A 1,562-nucleotide genomic window follows, 5' to 3' on the forward strand; every position below is an offset into this window, starting at 1 on the left:
TCGAGCACGGGGGTGCGGTGCGGGGGCAGGACGGCGACGGTCGCGCCGAGGTCTTCGGCCGCCTCTTCGACTTCACGGGTGAGGAACTCGATCTGCCGGCCCAGCGCTGAGAGGCGGGCGGCGATCTGGCGGCCCTGCACGGTCTCCAGGGCGCTGGCGAACTGGCTGCTCGTCTCCAGGAGTTCCTGCAGGCGGACCATCGGGCCGGCGGCGTAGCCGCGCTGGACGGCTCCGAGGAGAGCGTTCGATGCGTCACCGGCGGTGTGGCCTTCGACGACGTCGCGGATGAGTTCCTGCAGGGACACCTCCGGGGCCGGTGCCGGGCGGTTGAACCGGGAGACGTCCGCGCGCAGGATGCCGGGCGGGACCGGAGCGGGCAGGGACTTGCCCGCCTCGTACTCGTGGGCGTAGTGCCCGATCACCTGCCAGCCCGGTACCCCCGGATCGCCGCGCAGCGCGACCACCGTCGAGTCGTTGTCCTCGACCAGGTAAGCGAGGGTGATCGGCTGCCCGTCGGCGGCATACCACGACTCGGTCAGCTCCAGCTCGCCGCGCCGCTGCGCGGCCTGGGCCCTCTCGGTCCACATCTGCTGCTCCTCGTCGGTCAGCGGAGCCTTGTAGTGCTGGCCGTCGCGCTGGTCGGCGAGGTTGCTGGCGATAGAGCTGTGGTCCGCCCAAGCGGTGAGGTGCGGCCACAAGGCCGCGTGCTGAGTGCGTTCGGCCTGGGAGCCAGGGGCGGCCGGCCGGTCGAGGGCCCGGCGGATCTCGGCGGCGGAGGCAGCCAGGCCGTCCAGGACGGCCCGCCACCCGGCCAGGTGCCGGGCGGGTGGCAGCTCGTCGAGCACGAGGCGGGCGGCATCGAGGAGAGCCTCGGCGTGCGGGGCGAGGTGGGTGGCGTACGCCTCCACCGCCGCCTTGTCACGGTGGGCTCGTGCGGCTGCGGCGGCGCCCGCGTGGACGGTACGGCCGTAGCGGTCGCGTGTCATGTCGAGCGCGGCCTCGGTCTCGCTGTCGATGACCGCCATCCGCAAGCGGAAGTCGCGTGCCCCGTTGGCCAGTTCGGGAGCTGTCGGCAAGGGGCCGTCGGGGGCCGGGCTGCTCGCGGGTGTCATCGGGACCGCCCGCCGGTCGCGGCCGTCAAATGGACGGTCGGAGCGTACGTGGGCTTCGGCGGGATCGGCCGGGCCGCTGGCGGGGAGGTGGTGCGCGGTGCGGAGCGCTGCGTCGTCCGGCTGGTGGCGGCCTGGGCGAGCCGGCTGCGGCGCTCCTGGAGTCCGTTGGGCCGGACGGGGCGCGGCGGGCCGGCCGAGAGGGACGGCTCGAGGCGGATGTCGGCCTGCACGGTGTAGCCGTGGCGGCGCAGGTCGTGGACGGCTTGGCGGGTGCGGCGGACTCCGTCGCGCTCGGGCTCGCTGAGCCGGTACAGGCCGGGTTCTCCGGGAACGGGCTCGAACTGCTCGCGCTCCAGGTACCAGTGGGCGAGGTGCGCGGGCAGGGCGGCGGTGAAGGAGGCCACGAAGCCGTGTTCCTCGTGGTCGCCGAAGGCGAAGTGGGTGCCGGGT

Annotated in this window: 2 protein-coding genes; both read right to left on the reverse strand. The window is 74.1% G+C overall.

Features of this window, described 5'->3' with window-relative positions; all coding sequences use genetic code 11:
• A partial coding sequence (locus tag C1J00_RS43075; RefSeq protein ID WP_102914199.1) for a hypothetical protein occupies window positions 1–1,112 on the reverse strand: 1,112 nt, incomplete at its 3' end.
• On the reverse strand, window positions 1,109–1,562 hold a 454-nt coding region (locus tag C1J00_RS43080), incomplete at its 5' end, for a hypothetical protein (protein WP_102914198.1). The genes C1J00_RS43080 and C1J00_RS43075, both read right to left, overlap by 4 nt.

It is taken from the genome of Streptomyces cahuitamycinicus (assembly GCF_002891435.1).
In the GTDB taxonomy this organism is placed as follows: Bacteria; Actinomycetota; Actinomycetes; order Streptomycetales; family Streptomycetaceae; genus Streptomyces; species Streptomyces cahuitamycinicus.